Source organism: Streptomyces albicerus, assembly GCF_008905045.1.
GTDB lineage: Bacteria > Actinomycetota > Actinomycetes > Streptomycetales > Streptomycetaceae > Streptomyces > Streptomyces albicerus.
This window is the reverse complement of sequence record NZ_VWMY01000096.1, coordinates 1-13,765: the sequence shown is the minus strand read 5'-3', so window position 1 is coordinate 13,765 and position 13,765 is coordinate 1. Positions and strand designations below refer to the sequence as shown.

Genomic DNA, 13,765 nt, shown 5'->3' with positions numbered 1-13,765 from the left:
CGCATGACCGAGCCCGGCACGACCGGGCGCGGCATGGCACGGCCCGGCCGACCGCGGAGTGCCGACCCAAAAAACCCTCACGCTCCAAGCGATAGCGATTCCGGGAGGACCATCGCCATGGCCATCACCGACGACCTGCGCAAGACCTTCAGCGACCCCACGCCGCTCTACTTCGCCGCCGGCACCGCCGACCTGGCCCTCCAGCAGGCCAAGAAGGTGCCGAGCATCGTCGAGCAGCTGCGCGCCGAGGCGCCGGCCCGCATCGACGCCGTACGCGGCATCGACCCGAACGCCGTCCAGGACAAGGCCACCGCCCGCGCCAAGGAGGCGCAGGAGACCCTTCAGACCAAGGTGAGCGGGCTGATCAGCACGCTGGACACCGACCTGAAGAAGATCGGTGAGACCGCTCAGGACATCGCCCTGCGCGGTGTCGGCGTGGCCGCCGAGTACGCCGTGAAGGCGCGCGAGACATACGAGAAGGTCGCCGAGCACGGCGAGCAGACCGTGAAGACCTGGCGCGGCGAGGCCGCCGAGGAGATCGAGGAACTGGCCGTGGCCTTCGAGCCGAAGCCGGAGCCGGTCGAGGTCAAGGACGAGAAGCCCGCCGAGGCCAAGGCCGAGCCCGCCCCGGCGAAGAAGACCGCGGCAAAGAAGGCCCCGGCCCGCAAGACCACCGCCGCCAAGAAGACGACGCCGCCCGCGAAGTAACCCCCGCGAAGCGGAAGTATCTCCCGTCAAGTAACCGGCGGGCACAGAAGACGGGCACAGAAGTAAACAGCGGCTCCGTATCGCGGGAACGGTCGGGGACTCCGGGCACTATCGGAGTCCCCGACCCGTTCTGCGGGTACGGTGACCGCGTAGGGAAGACGACTCGACTCGGGTGGTGGGCAAAGTGCTGATGTCGGCATTCGGCAGCCTCATGTGGCTGATCTTTACCGCCATGCTGGTGCTCGCGGTGGTGGCGCTGGTCATGGCCGGTCTGGCCCGCGAGGACGCCTACCGCGCCGCGTCCAAGCAGAGCAAGATGTTCTGGCTGGTCATCCTTGGCGTCACGGTGGCAGTGAACCTGCTGGTGCCGATGCTCTTCCTGCAGATCGCCGGGCTCATCGCCACGATCGTCTTCTTCGTGGACGTCCGGCCCGCGCTCCAGCAGGTCTCGGGCGGCGGACGAGGCGGCCGCCGCGGCGGAAGCAGCAGCGACGGTCCGTACGGGCCGTACAACGGCGGGCGCTGAGCTCCACAACGGAGCGCGCTGAGCCCCGCCCAGCCCCAGCCCTTTGGCAGGCCCGGCCCGTAGTAGGTCCAGGTCCGGCAGATCCAGGTCCGGCACGTCCAGATGGCCTAGTAGGCCCAGAAGCGATGCTTCAAGCGTCGCCGAGCCACCCGCTGCGGCAGCCGCTGAGCCCCCGCTGCAGCGTCGCCGAGCCACCCGCTCCAGCCGCCGCTAAGCCACGCGGTCCAGCAGCAGTACCGCCACGTCGTCCGTCAGCTCCCCGCCGTTGAGGTCCCGTACCTCGTTCACGGCCGCCCGCAGCAGCTCCTCGCCGCGCAGGCCCTGCGCCAGCTGGCGGCGGACCATGTCCACCATCCCGTCCTGGCCGAGCCGCTCCCTGCCCTGGCCGGTCCGGCCCTCGATCAGGCCGTCCGTGTAGAGCATCAGACTCCACTCGCCGCCCAGCTCCACCTGCTGGCGCGGCCACCGGGCGTTCGGCAGCAGGCCGAGCGCCGGACCGCCGTTCTCGTACGGCAGCAGTTCGGCGACCGGGGGTTCCCCGGCCCCGGACGTGCCGACGAGGGCCCGGGAGTGGGCGGGGCGCGCGATCAGCGGGGACGGGTGGCCGGCCAGGCACAGGCCCGCGCGGCGGCCGTCCGGTGCGATGTCCACCGTGCAGAGCGTCGCGAAGATCTCGTCGTTGTCGCGCTCGTGCTCCAGGACCTGCTGGAGCGTGGAGAGCAGCTCATCGCCGCACAGGCCGGCCAGCGTCAGCGCGCGCCAGGCGATCCGCAGCTCCACGCCGAGCGCGGCCTCGTCCGGGCCGTGACCGCAGACGTCGCCGATCATGGCGTGCACGGTGCCGTCGGGGGTGCGGACCGTGTCGTAGAAGTCACCGCCGAGCAGCGCGCGCGAGCGGCCGGGCCGGTAGCGCGCGGCGAAGCGGAGCGAGGAGCCCTCCAGCAGCGGCGTGGGCAGCAGGCCGCGCTCGAGGCGTGCGTTCTCCTGCGCACGCAGCTTGGACTCGGTCAGCCGTCGCTCGGCCGTGTCGGAACGTTTCCGCTCCACCGCGTACCGGATCGCGCGGCTCAGCAGACGGCCGTCCAGTTCGTCGCGGAAGAGGTAGTCCTGGGCGCCGACGCGCACCGCCTCCGCACCACGCTCGGCGTCCTCGGACGCGGTGAGCGCGAGGACGGCGTGCCGGGGCGCGAGCCGCAGCACGTGCTTGAGCGTGGCCAGCTCGTCGTCCGCCTCGGCTCCGTCGGCCGCCCGGCCGGGAGCCGTCAGCGCGAGGTCGAGCAGGATGCACTGGACGTCGTCGGTGAGCAGCCGCTCGGCCTCGGTGAGGTTGCGGGCGGTACGGATACGGATCGGCTTGCCGGCCGAGTCCAGCAGCGCGGGCACGTTCAGCGAACCGGCCGGGTCGTCCTCGATCACGAGCAGCGTCAGCGGGGCCGTGCCGTTGTGGGCGCCGGGTGCGGGCGCGGCCTTGGCCGGTCCGCCGGATGAAGACGCGGCGTGAGCCTGACCACCTTCCACGGCGGGGATAGCTCTCTGCCGCGGTACGGGTACGGGCATCGTCTTGGGTTCCTTCCCTCCCCCCGAGGGCACGGCGGGCCGAGCGGTCCTCGACCCACCGACGGGGACCATAGCGTCAGGCGCCGCCACAAAGGAATGGCGGAAGGCCCGGCACGTCGAAAACAGCCGCCGTCATATGCCGCATCCTGTACCGCAATTGGGCAGGGTGGGCCCTTGCCCGGGATGACGTACATCACGCCCCGGAGGTTGAGCGGTGAACCGGAACGTGCTGCGCGTCACGTGCGGCACGTCACGCCGCTGCCGGCACCAAAGCGAACAAGCCTCGCTTCTCAGGACGTACGGCCCGGGTGAACGAACGAGCCTCACTCGTCGGGGCGTAGGCCCTGAGCAAACGAACAAGCCTCACTTGTCGGGACGTACGACCCCAAGTATCGGCATCGAACCCGCTCCCGCGATCGTGACCGTCCGCCCCGGCCTCGGGGCGTGCACGATCGCGCCGTCTCCCAGGTACATCGCGACATGGCTGGCGTCGGAGTTGTAGATGATGAGGTCGCCGGGGCGCATGTCGCCCACGGGGACCCGGTCGAGCTGCTTCCACTGCTCCTGCGAGGTGCGCGGGATGCCGGTCCCGGCGGCCGCCCACGCCTGTGAGGTCAGGCCGGAGCAGTCGAACGTCTTGGGCCCCTCGGCGCCCCACTCGTACGCCTTGCCGATCTGTGCCGTCGCGTACTCCACGGCCTTCTTGCCCTGGGCCGAGGCCTCGCCGCTGATCTCGTCGAGGACGCCGGAGTCCAGCCAGGCCGTCTGCGCCTTGTGCGCGGCCTGCTGCTCCAGCTTCGCCAGGCGCTGCTTCTCTTCCTTCTGCAGCTGCGACTCGAGCTTCTCGGCGGCGGCGATCTGCTCCTTGACCTTCTTCTTGGCCTTGGCCTTCGCCTCGCGGCCCGCCTCCAGCTTCTTCCACTGGGACGCCGCGTCGCGCGTGTACTGCTCCAAGTCGTCCTGGGTGCGCTTCATTTCGGCGAGCAGGCCCTTGGTCGCCTTCGCGCCCTGGCGGAGTCGGCCCGCGCTGTCCAGGAACTCCCGCGGGTCGTCGCTGAGCATCAGCTGGGCCTCGTCCGGCAGTCCGCCGCCGCGGTACTGGGCGCGGGCCGCGGCGCCCGCGCGGTCCTTCAGCTCGTCCAGCCGCGCCTGGCCCTCGACGATCTCGCGAGCGAGTCCGACGATCTGCGCCGACTGCTGCTCGGCCCGCTCCTCCGCGAGGTTGTACGCGTCCGTGGCGACCGCCGCGTCGTGGTAGAGCGTGTCCAGCTTCTTGCGGACCGCTTCAAGGTCCTTGGTGCTCGCGGGCGTTGAGGACGGGGTCGGCGTGGGTGTCGGCGTCGGGGCCGCGTACGCCACTCCTGGAGCGGACAGAATGGTTGCCGCGCAGGCCAGGGCCATGGCCGTGGTGGTCAGGCTCCGCTTGCCGGATCCCATGGGACCAACCCCCAAACTGATTTACCGTCAGTAACTTACGAACGCCTCGGGGATCGTGCCATGTCGGAGCGCAATACGACAGAGGCGGGCAGGAACTCCCTCCCCCTCGCCGCCCGTTCCCACCCCTCACTGCCCACTCGGCGATGATCTCTCGCGCATTCCCCGCCAATGTGACGAACGACTCACCGAGATCGTTCCCGCCGCGATACGCCCCGAATGCGCCCGGCGATACGTCCCGCGCGACGCCTCCGCCGGTCTACGAACGAGGCGCCAACGCCTCCCACCGCACGGTCACTTCGCCCTGCCGCCAGCGCGTCACCCCGTCCGTGACCGGCCAGTCCGCCGTCAGATCGCGTACGGCCCGGATCCAGCGCTGACGGGCGCCGTACGAGGCGTAGGGCGCCGCGGCCGCCCATGCGTGGTCGAAATCGCGCAGGAAGGCGTGCACCGGCTCACCCGGGACATTGCGGTGGATGAGGACCTTGGGAAGGCGTTCGGCCAGGTCGGACGGGCGGTCCAGGGAGCCGAGGCGGGTGGCGAACGTGACGGTCCGCGGGCCCTCCGGGCCGAGCGCGACCCATACGTGCCGCCGGCCGATCTCGTCGCACGTGCCCTCGACGAGGAGCCCACCGCGCGAGTTGGCGCACGCCGGCGCGAGGCGGGCGCACAGTCGTGACCAGACCTCGGCGACCTCTGCCTCCTCGTACTGCCGCAGTACGTTCGCCGCGCGGATCAGTGACGGGCGCTCCGGGAGGGGGATCTCGAAGCCGCCGTGCCGGAAGGTCAGGCCCTCGCGCTCGTACGGCTTCGCTGCCGCGACCCGGGTCGGGTCGATCTCCACGCCCACCACGCGCGTGCGTGGAGCGGTGGTGCGGAGGCGTTGGAGGAGCTCCAGTGCGGTCCAGGGGGCCGCGCCGTATCCGAGGTCGACCGCCACCGCGGCGCCGGTCCGGCGTAGTTCGGTGCCGTGGGTGGCTGTGATCCAGCGGTCCATGCGGCGGAGGCGGTTCGGGTTGGTCGTCCCGCGCGTCACAGTCCCTACGGGGGTCGCTGCGCGGGCTGTCATGGGGTCAAGGGTATGTGGGTGGGTTGGGCGGCCCGTGCTGGTGTGGGCCTCTCCCTGGGGGCTGCCGCCCCCAGACCCCCGCTATCGGCCTGAACGGCCTCGTCCTCAAACGCCGGACGGGCTGGATTGCGCCGGACTGGGCCAAGAGGTGCCGGCCCCGGCTCCCGGCTCACGATCCCCGGCCCTCGGCCCTCGCTCCCCGGCCCTCGGCCCTCGCTCCCCGGCCCTCGGCCCTCGCTCCCCGGTCCCCGGTCCCGCGCTCCCGGTCCTCGGCTCCCGACTCCCGACCCATGGCCCACAGCCCTCCCCGCCGCCCCAAAGCCCCCCCACCGCCCCAAGCCCCTCGGCCCCCCAAGCCCCTCCTCTCCCCGCGCTCCTAGCCCCTCGGCTGCTCGGACTCGCAAGGTCCTCGGCGCTCAGGCTGAACGCCCTCGCCTCTCGGTCTGGTGAGCCTGAGCGCTACGCACCACCACCTCGAACGGTTGAGCGACCAGCGGTAATGATTCGGCAAAGAGGAAATGGAGCGGGATCCTCCGGCGTTCCAGGACTTGGAGGGCGCTTCACGTCCTCCGTGAGGCATGCCCGCAGCAAGGTCCGTCGCAAGGAGGAACGCCACGTGAGCCAGTACGTGAGCAGGCTCGGGCGCCGCTCGACGGTGGCCACTTCGAGGCTCAGGCTGCACCGCAGGCCGCGCCGCGTCGCGATGCTCTCCGTGCACACCTCACCGCTGCACCAGCCGGGCACCGGCGACGCGGGCGGCATGAACGTATACATCGTGGAGCTGGCCCAGCGCCTCGCCGAGATCAACATCGAGGTCGAGATCTTCACGCGCGCGACCACCGGGGCCCTGCCGCCCAAGGTGGAGCTCGCGCCGGGCGTTCTCGTACGCCATGTGGACGCCGGCCCGTACGAAGGTCTCGCCAAGGAGGACCTGCCCGCGCAGCTGTGCGCCTTCACGCACGGCGTGATGCAGGCCTGGGCCGGGCACCGCCCCGGCTACTACGACCTGGTGCACTCGCACTACTGGCTCTCCGGTCATGTCGGGTGGCTGGCCGCCGAGCGCTGGGGCGCCCCCCTGGTGCACGCGATGCACACCATGGCGAAGGTCAAGAACGCGGCCCTGGCGGAGGGCGACACCCCCGAGCCCGCCGCCCGCGTCATCGGCGAGACCCAGATCGTGCGCGCCGCCGACCGCCTCATCGCCAACACCTCCGAAGAGGCCGACGAGCTCGTACGCCACTACGACGCCGAGTCCGACAAGGTCGCGGTCGTCCACCCGGGTGTGAACCTCGAGCGCTTCCGCCCGGCCGACGGACGCGCCGCCGCGCGCGCCCGGCTCGGCCTGCCCCAGGACGCCCTGGTACCGCTCTTCGCGGGCCGCATCCAGCCCCTGAAGGCGCCCGACGTGCTGCTGCGCGCGGTCGCCGTGCTCCTGGAGGAGCGGCCCGACCTCCGTTCGAAGATCGTCGTCCCCGTAGTGGGCGGTCCGAGCGGCAGCGGCCTCGCCAAGCCCGAGGGCCTGCAGAAACTCGCCGCCCGGCTGGGCATCGCCGACGTCGTGAGCTTCCGCCCGCCGGTCGACCAGGACCAGCTCGCGGACTGGTTCCGGGCCGCGTCCGTCCTCGTGATGCCCTCCTACAGCGAGTCGTTCGGGCTCGTCGCCATAGAGGCCCAGGCGGCGGGCACACCGGTGCTCGCGGCCGCGGTGGGCGGCCTGCCCGTCGCGGTGCGCCACAAGGAGACCGGCTTTCTGGTGCCCGGCCACAATCCCGTCGACTACGCGCGCGTGCTGCGCGATTTCGCCGACAACCCCGCGCTCCCGGACCGGATGGGGGCGGCCGCCGCCTGGCACGCCAAATCCTTCGGCTGGGACACGGCCGCCGCCGGCACGGCGGACGTCTACACGGCCGCGATGCACGAGCACCGGCGTCGCGTACGCTCCCACCATGGCTGACGTAGAGCGGGCGACGCGGGTCATCGAGGAGGTCCTCAAGGACGCCGAACTCGAGTGGGAGAGTCCGAAGCCCGGCCATTTCGTGGTGAAGCTCCCCGGCACCCGCAAGCTGTCGACGACCGTCTCGCTGATCGTCGGCAGGCACTCCCTGTCGCTCAACGCCTTCGTGATCCGGCACCCCGACGAGAACGAGACCGGGGTGCACCGCTGGCTCCTCGAGCGCAACCTCAAGCTCTACGGCGTGAGTTACGCCGTCGACCCTCTCGGTGACGTATATGTGGCAGGCAAGCTGCCCCTCGCCGCGGTCACCGCCGACGAGATCGACCGGCTGCTCGGCTCGGTCCTGGAGGCAGCCGACGGCGGTTTCAACACTCTCCTCGAGCTCGGTTTCGCGTCCGCGATCCGCAAGGAGTACGCCTGGCGGGTGTCGCGCGGCGAGTCCACACGCAACCTGGACGCGTTCAGTCACCTGACCCAGCGTTCGACCAACTGATCAAGTAGTCCATACCAACTAACCTCCGCGCACCCTCTTCCCGATGCGAGGGTGTCATGTCATGCTCACCGCCAACGCACATCTGAACGTCGTCCACATCCATGGAAGTCCCCATCCCTGGAAGGCGGTTCGGACATGAGTGACTCTTGCGAGGGCATCACCAGACGGGCCCTGCTCGGCAGTGCGACAGCCGCGGCGGCCGGCGTCGCGACCGGCGGCCCGGCGGCGGCCGCCACCTCCCGGCAGAACACGGCCCGGCAGAACGCCGCCCCCCTTTGGCAGAACGGACCCCAGGCACGTACGGGCCACAGCGCGAGTACGGGCGATGTACCCGCCGGCGAAGTACCCGCCCTCTGGCGTGAGTTCACCCGCACCCCCTTCACGCACCCGCAGATCCCCTACGTCGGCCGGGCCGGACACCGCGCCGGGGCGGCGCACTTCCCCCGCCGCCCCGTCGTGGCCGACGTCCGCGCGTACGGCGCCACCGCGGACGGTTCGGCCGACTCCGCCCCCGCGATCAACCGTGCCGTCGCCGCCGCCGGAAGGGCCGGCGGCGGCACGGTTCTCATCCCGCCCGGCACGTACCGCGTCGACGGCCTGATCCGCGTCGGGCACTCGAACGTCGTCCTGCGCGGCGCCGGCAGCGCCCGTACGAAGCTGTACGCCACCCGGAACCTCACCGAGCTGATCGGCGTCTACGGGTCGCGTTACGGCGGCGACAAGTCGTCGTGGTCATGGGCGGGCGGCCTCCTCTGGTTCTGCCCGGCGGACCGCTTCGCGAGCCTGACGACCGCGATCAGGGCGAAGGCATGGCCCTTCGAGGGCTGGACGGGCAACAAGCGGGACGAGTGGGAGACGCTGACGACGGTCGAGCCCGCGGGCCGCGGTTCCTGGTCGGTGAAGGTCGCGGACTCCTCGCGACTGCGACCCGGCCGGCTCGTCCTCCTCCGCCTCGCCGACGACGCCGGCCACACTCTCCTGGAGCACATGGCGGGCGGCGGCCCGGGCCCGGAGGCGTACCACTGGGACGACAAGACGAAGTTGACCAGCTACGTCCCGTACGAGTGGCCCGTGCGCATCGCGCGCGTGCAGGGCACGAAGGTCACCCTGGAGCGCCCGCTCCCGCTCGACGTACGCCCGGAGTGGGACCCGCGTCTGACCACGCACGTGGAGGCGCTCACCGGCTCGGGCGTGGAGGGCCTGACCCTCGAAGCCGTCGAGACCCCGCAGTCACCGCATCTCCTCGACCAGGGCTACAACGGCGTCACCTTCCAGTGCGCGTACGACTGCTGGGCCGACGACGTCGTCGTACGGCATGTGGACAACGGCTTCGGTCTGGTGGCCGCCTCGGCCTGCACCCTGCGCGACACCCGGGTCGCGGGCCGGGGTGCGCACCACCCGTACTTCTGCCGCGAGGGCTCGCACGACAACCTCGTCGACCGCTTCACGATCGAGCAGCGCACGGCCTCGGCCCCGGCAGGCACCCAGCTCCACGGCATCAACGTAGAGGGCCTCTCCTCCTACAACGTCTGGTCCCGCGGCGACATGCGCATGGGCACCTTCGACTCCCACCGCGGCATGCCCTTCGCGAACGTCCGCACCGACATCACGGTCACCAACAACGGCCGCCACGGCGGGGACGCGAGCGCGGGACCGCTCTTCGGCGCCCGTTTCGCCCACTGGAACATCCGGGTCACCAACGCCCGCGCAGGCCTGATGAAGATCGACGGCCTTGCCCCGTACAGCGCCACGGTCGGCATCAACGAGGTGACGGAGTTCGACCAGATCGATGTACCGGACTTCTCCGGAGACCTCCACTCCCGCCTGGAGCTGTACGGGACGACGGACGCCGTACGCCCGCGGAACCTGTACGACGCTCAGCGCGAGCTGACGCGGTAGCGCCCGGGAGCCACCCCGACGAGCCGCTTGAAGTGGCGGGTCAGATGCGACTGGTCGTAGAAGCCGGTCTCCGTCGCCACCTCGCCCGGCGCGCGGCCCTCCAGGAGGAGGCGGCGGGCGAGGTCGACCCGGCGGGACATCAGGTACTGGTGCGGCGGGATGCCGAAGGCGCCGCTGAACGCCCGGACCAGGTGCGCCGGGTGGGCGTGCACGAGACGTGCGGCCTCCTCCAGGTTCACGCCCTGGAGGAGCCGCTCGTCGAGGAGTTCGCGCAGGCGGTGGGCGACGGTGCGGTCGGGGCGATGCGGAGGATCGCCCGCCGTCCGCGGTCGGAGATGACCGCGCAGCCGCTCGCCGATCAGGGTCAGCCTGCTCTCCGCCTCGAGTTCGTCGCCGGGGTGGGCCAGGGCGGTGTGCAGCTGCCCGACGCGGTGGCGCAGCACGGGGTCGACGAGGTCCGGGGTGTCCACGGCCGCGCCGATGTAGGTCTCGTCGAGCCGGGTGAGGTCCAGGTACAGCACCCGCTTGCGGAAGCCGTACGGGGTGACCGGCGAGCCGTTGTGCGGGACGTGCGGCGGCAGCAGCGAGACCGTGTCGTGCGGGGTGCCGTGCTCGTGCCGGTCGAGGTCGTACCGTACGGCGCCGGCGTCGACGATCAGCAGGGTCCACGCGTCGTGTACGTGCATCGGATACGCGTACTCCGTGAAGTGGGCGTGGAAGACCTCCACGACACCCGGTACGCGCGGGCGCCACGCGGAGACTTCACGCTGGGCCACCATGCAAAGAACGTACAAGACGGGGGCGTACGGGGATCGGCAGTCTCAGTGCATGAACGCTGAACCCATTCGCTTCGACACCAAGATCGCCGTCCTGCTGCGGGAGGACCTGGAGCCGTGGCAGCGGCTGAACGTGACCGCGTTTCTCGTCAGCGGTCTTGGATCGTCCGTGCCCGAGGTGATCGGAGAGCCGTACGAGGACGCCGACGGCATCGGCTATCTGCCGATGTTCCGGCAGCCGGTACTGGTCTTCGAGGGCACGAAGGAGCTGCTGACCGCGGCCCACACCCGGACCCTGTCCCGGGCCCTGCCCCGCGCGCTCTTCACCTCCGACCTGTTCACCACCGGCAACGACCGCGACAACCGGGCGGCGGTACGGGCCGTCCCGACCGCGGAACTGGATCTGGTGGGGCTCGCGGTGTACGGACCGCGCAACGCGGTGGACAAGGTGCTCAAGGGCGCGCGGATGCACCCCTGAGCGATCCGCTGAGTCACTTGAGTGATCCCCCGAGCTCTTGCTGGGCCGCGCTGACCTCGGGCTTCGCGGTCACAGGGGCCTCGACGACGGGCTCCTCGGCCGGCAGCCGCCGCATCAGCGCCCCGTACCCCGCCCCGGTCGCCGTGCCGATGACCGCGCACATGCCCCACAGCCACTCCGCCCCGTACCGGTCGATGACGAAACCGGACATCAGGGGCGCGACGAGGGCGGCCGCGGACCAGGACATGGTGTACATGCCCTGGTAGCGGCCGCGGCCGTGGGTGGGGGAGAGGCGGACGACGAGGCTCGTCTGGGTGGGGGCGTTGACGATCTCGGCGAGGGTCCAGACGCAGACCGTGAGCGCGAAGACGCCGACCGAGCCGGCGAACGCGGTGAGCCCGAACCCGTATCCGGCGAGGAGGGACGAGAGGACGAGCAGGCGTCCCGGGTCCCGGTGCTCGATGAAACGGGTGACCGGGATCTGCAGGGCGACGATGAGGACGCCGTTGACGGCGACCGCCATGCCGTAGTCGGCGGGCGTGAACCCGGCCTGCCCCATCGCCACGGGCAGTCCCACGAACGCCTGCTGGATGATCAGCGCGACGAGGAAGGACAGTCCGACGACGCCCATGAAGCGCCCGTCGCGCAGGACGGTCCCCAGGCCGACCTCGGGCTCGTCGGTCTCCTTGCGGATTCGCTCGGGCCGGGACTCGGGCAGCTTCGCGAAGACGACGACCGCGCAGGCCATCGTCATCCCGGCCTCAATGAGGAACCCGGCGAGGTAGCTGAACTCGGCGATGAACCCGGCCGCCGTGGAGGAGACCGCGAACCCGAGGTTGATCGCCCAGTAGTTGAGGGAGAAGGCCCGGACGCGGTCCTCGGGCCGGACGATGTCGGCCATCATCGCCTGCACGGCGGGGCGGGAGGCGTTGGAGGCCATGCCGACGAGGAAGGCGACGGCGGCGATGGCGAACGGGTGCTGCATCAAACCGAGCAGCGCCACGGAGACTGCCGTCGACGACTGGGCGATCAGGAGGGTGGGCCGCCGCCCGAGCCGGTCCGTCATGACGCCCGCGCCGAGGGAGGAGATGACACCGCCGAGCCCGTGCAGCGCGGCGACGAGTCCCGCGTACGAGGCGGAGTAGCCGCGGTCGAGCGTGAGATAGAGGGCCATGAAGGTGGCGACGAAGGCACCGAGCCGGTTGACGAGGGTGCTGGTCCACAGCCACCAGAACTCGCGGGGGAGCCCCGAGACGGTCTCGCGGACGGCACGTCTCATCGACGTGAGTGACATCGGGGACCCCCATGTACAAGTAAGCGGCTCAGACGGCAGGCACAACTTACGAATGCGGGTCCGGCGGCGGCCACCCAATTAACAGAAGCCGTCAAGTGTCCGGCTTCCGGGCAGGCGAGCGAGGGGAGGAGCGCGTCTATTACGCTCGGAGCCATGGCCGACGCACCGTACAAGCTGATCCTCCTCCGCCACGGCGAGAGCGAATGGAACGCGAAGAACCTGTTCACCGGCTGGGTGGACGTCAATCTCAACGAAAAGGGCGAGAAGGAGGCAGTCCGCGGCGGTGAGCTGCTGGGGGACGCCGGCCTGCTGCCCGACGTGGTCCACACCTCCCTCCAGAAGCGCGCGATCCGCACCGCGCAGCTGGCGCTGGAGTCCGCCGACCGCCTCTGGATCCCGGTCCACCGCAGCTGGCGCCTGAACGAGCGCCACTACGGCGCCCTCCAGGGCAAGGACAAGGCGCAGACCCTCGCGGAGTTCGGCGAGGAGCAGTTCATGCTGTGGCGCCGCTCGTACGACACCCCGCCGCCCCCGCTCGAGGACGGCACGGAGTTCTCGCAGAGCGACGACCCGCGCTACGCGTCCATCCCGCCGGAGCTCCGCCCCCGCACGGAGTGCCTGAAGGACGTCGTCGTCCGCATGCTCCCCTACTGGTACGACGGCATCGTCCCGGACCTCCTGGCCGGCCGCACGGTCCTCGTCGCCGCCCACGGCAACTCCCTCCGCGCCCTCGTCAAGCACCTCGACGGCGTCTCGGACACCGACATCGCGGGCCTCAACATCCCGACGGGCATCCCGCTGTCGTACGAGCTCGACAGCGACTTCAAGCCGGTGAACCCCGGGGGGACCTACCTCGACCCGGAGGCCGCCGCGGCGGCCATCGAGGCTGTGAAGAACCAGGGCAAGAAGAAGTAGGGTTTGCGATCACGCCCCTGACCTGCGCACATAGCGCGGCTCAGGGGCGTTTTCATGGTCTGGGCCCACTGTGGGCCCTCAGTGCCCAGGATCTTCCAAGAGAACGGAAGCGTAGAAGTGCCGGAGGGCGTGCATGCCGTGTTCACGAGCGGCCTCGTACTCACCCTTGGGAGGCGCGAATACGGGCTTGCTCAGACTCAGCTCGAGTTGAGATTGAGATTGAGATTGAGATCGAGGAGTGGAAGTGTCTCGCGGAATTGATCGAGAATGCCTTTGACGACTTCAACGAGATCATGATTTTCATCATCCTGGAAGCGGCCGCTGTGAAACGGCATCGCTTCCAAGCTGCCACATTTCATAGTTCCCGCATTCTGCCGTGATCTCGGCCGTCACCTGAGCCGCGGTGAAGAAGTCATCGACCAGTGGCGAGGTGCGCGATGCCGCCGCCGCGAGGTACACCTGGTCGGGCGCCAGATCCGGGATGGGCACATAGACGACTTCCGGATGTGCGTAGAACACGGTCGCCGAACGGGCCAGGAACGAGATGCCTCGGCCGGCCGCGACATGCTCGAGCGTCTCGTCCACCCCGCGCACCAGGTACCCGGCGTTGGGGTGCGGGCGCCGGGTGGGCTGCGTGCTCGGGTCGGCATGCCAGAGCAGCG

Annotated in this window: 13 protein-coding genes and 1 pseudogene; 7 read left to right on the top strand and 7 right to left on the bottom strand. The window is 70.5% G+C overall.

What is annotated here, in order from left to right:
• Positions 1–117: 117 nt before the first annotated feature.
• A complete protein-coding gene (locus GAS53_RS48600; RefSeq protein WP_151484202.1) occupies positions 118–708 on the top strand; it encodes a hypothetical protein in 591 nt (196 codons plus the stop codon).
• Positions 709–892: 184 nt separating this feature from the next.
• Positions 893–1,234: a DUF2516 family protein gene (locus GAS53_RS48595; RefSeq protein ID WP_151484218.1), complete on the top strand. Its 342-nt coding sequence runs from the start codon at positions 893–895 to the stop codon at positions 1,232–1,234.
• A 210-nt stretch (positions 1,235–1,444) separates the two neighbouring features.
• Here GAS53_RS48595 and GAS53_RS48590 read toward each other — a convergent pair whose 3' ends face one another.
• The 3 genes from GAS53_RS48590 to GAS53_RS48580 all read right to left on the bottom strand — a co-directional run bounded on the left by GAS53_RS48590 (position 1,445) and on the right by GAS53_RS48580 (position 5,294).
• Positions 1,445–2,791, bottom strand: coding sequence for a PP2C family protein-serine/threonine phosphatase (locus tag GAS53_RS48590; protein ID WP_151484201.1), 1,347 nt, complete (start codon positions 2,789–2,791; stop codon positions 1,445–1,447).
• Positions 2,792–3,154: 363 nt separating this feature from the next.
• Positions 3,155–4,228, bottom strand: a complete 1,074-nt coding sequence (locus GAS53_RS48585; RefSeq protein ID WP_151484200.1) for a C40 family peptidase — start codon at positions 4,226–4,228, stop codon at positions 3,155–3,157.
• Positions 4,229–4,484: 256 nt separating this feature from the next.
• The gene (locus tag GAS53_RS48580; protein ID WP_151484199.1) at positions 4,485–5,294 is read right to left on the bottom strand and encodes a methyltransferase domain-containing protein; all 810 of its coding nucleotides are present in this window, start codon (positions 5,292–5,294) and stop codon (positions 4,485–4,487) included.
• A gap of 616 nt (positions 5,295–5,910) precedes the next feature.
• On the opposite strand from GAS53_RS48580, the gene mshA reads away from it, so the two are divergent.
• From mshA to GAS53_RS48560, 3 genes are all read left to right on the top strand, one after another.
• Positions 5,911–7,248, top strand: coding sequence for a D-inositol-3-phosphate glycosyltransferase (gene mshA, locus GAS53_RS48570; RefSeq protein ID WP_192583626.1), 1,338 nt, complete (start codon positions 5,911–5,913; stop codon positions 7,246–7,248).
• Complete coding sequence (locus tag GAS53_RS48565) at positions 7,241–7,741, top strand: type III secretion system chaperone family protein (RefSeq protein ID WP_151484196.1); 501 nt, start codon at positions 7,241–7,243, stop codon at positions 7,739–7,741. Before mshA ends, GAS53_RS48565 begins: the two co-directional genes overlap by 8 nt.
• 135 nt (positions 7,742–7,876) lie before the next feature.
• Complete coding sequence (locus GAS53_RS48560; RefSeq protein WP_151484195.1) at positions 7,877–9,640, top strand: glycosyl hydrolase family 28-related protein; 1,764 nt, start codon at positions 7,877–7,879, stop codon at positions 9,638–9,640.
• Here GAS53_RS48560 and GAS53_RS48555 read toward each other — a convergent pair.
• Complete coding sequence (locus tag GAS53_RS48555) at positions 9,619–10,419, bottom strand: helix-turn-helix transcriptional regulator (protein ID WP_151484194.1); 801 nt, start codon at positions 10,417–10,419, stop codon at positions 9,619–9,621. The genes GAS53_RS48560 and GAS53_RS48555 overlap by 22 nt on opposite strands.
• Before the next feature lie 49 nt (positions 10,420–10,468).
• On the opposite strand from GAS53_RS48555, the gene GAS53_RS48550 reads away from it, so the two are divergent.
• Complete coding sequence (locus GAS53_RS48550; protein ID WP_151484193.1) at positions 10,469–10,894, top strand: DUF2000 domain-containing protein; 426 nt, start codon at positions 10,469–10,471, stop codon at positions 10,892–10,894.
• A 13-nt stretch (positions 10,895–10,907) separates the two neighbouring features.
• Here the strand turns inward: GAS53_RS48550 and GAS53_RS48545 are convergent, their stop codons facing one another.
• Complete coding sequence (locus GAS53_RS48545) at positions 10,908–12,188, bottom strand: MDR family MFS transporter (RefSeq protein WP_192583624.1); 1,281 nt, start codon at positions 12,186–12,188, stop codon at positions 10,908–10,910.
• A 153-nt stretch (positions 12,189–12,341) separates the two neighbouring features.
• Here GAS53_RS48545 and GAS53_RS48540 point away from each other — a divergent pair, with 153 nt between their 5' ends.
• Complete coding sequence (locus tag GAS53_RS48540) at positions 12,342–13,103, top strand: phosphoglyceromutase (protein ID WP_151484191.1); 762 nt, start codon at positions 12,342–12,344, stop codon at positions 13,101–13,103.
• A gap of 93 nt (positions 13,104–13,196) precedes the next feature.
• Here the strand turns inward: GAS53_RS48540 and GAS53_RS57290 are convergent.
• Positions 13,197–13,268: pseudogene (locus tag GAS53_RS57290) on the bottom strand (tyrosine-type recombinase/integrase); the annotation flags it as partial.
• 138 nt (positions 13,269–13,406) lie between these two features.
• On the bottom strand, positions 13,407–13,765 hold a 359-nt coding region (locus GAS53_RS48530), incomplete at its 5' end, for a LysR substrate-binding domain-containing protein (protein ID WP_263974248.1).